Here is a 628-nt window from a genome sequence, read left to right as displayed (position 1 = left end):
GAACTGCTTGCGCGCCTTGTCGACCACCAGCAGCGGGTAGCCCGGCGCCGCCTTTGCCCGCTGCGGCAGGGTCGCGGCACCCTCGGGCGCAACCGCCGCCGGCCGCTGCGGCAGGTACTGGGCGATGAAGGGCCAGAGCCCGTTGCGGGCGCGCTGCAGCAGGATCACCATCAGGATGCCGAACACGATGATCTCGAAGTTACCGTTGGCGCCGATCAGGGTCGGCAGCCAGCTTTGCAGCTGGTCCTTCAGGATGGTGAGCACCGCCGCGCCGAGGATCGCGCCCCACAGGTAGCCGGCGCCGCCGATCACCGCCATGAACAGGTATTCGATGCCGGAATTCAGGCCGAACGGCGACGGGTTCACGGCGCGCTGCAGGTGGGCATACAGCCAGCCGGAGACGCAGGCCAGCAGCGCCGCGGCCACGAAAATGCGGATCTTCATGGCCGCGGTGTCCACGCCCATCGCCTCGGCCATCAGGGCGCCGCCCTTGAGCGCGCGGATCGCGCGCCCGGAACGCGAATCGAGCAGGTTGCGCAGCAGGATGACAAAGCCGAGCACCGCCAGCCAGATCATGAAGTACATGCTCTTGCCGGAACCCAGGTCGAGGCCGAACAGCGTGATCGGC

Annotated in this window: 1 protein-coding gene; it reads right to left on the bottom strand. The window is 68.3% G+C overall.

Features of this window, described 5'->3' with window-relative positions; genetic code table 11:
• Positions 1–628: branched-chain amino acid ABC transporter permease (locus tag KVT32_RS28280; RefSeq protein ID WP_217619225.1), on the bottom strand; the 628-nt coding region annotated here is incomplete at both ends.

Origin of the sequence: Achromobacter sp. GbtcB20 (assembly GCF_019091095.1) — a bacterium.
Classification (GTDB): domain Bacteria; phylum Pseudomonadota; class Gammaproteobacteria; order Burkholderiales; family Burkholderiaceae_B; genus Achromobacter; species Achromobacter mucicolens.
The sequence above is the reverse complement of the archived record's forward strand: the minus strand, read 5'-3'. Positions and strand labels throughout refer to the sequence as shown.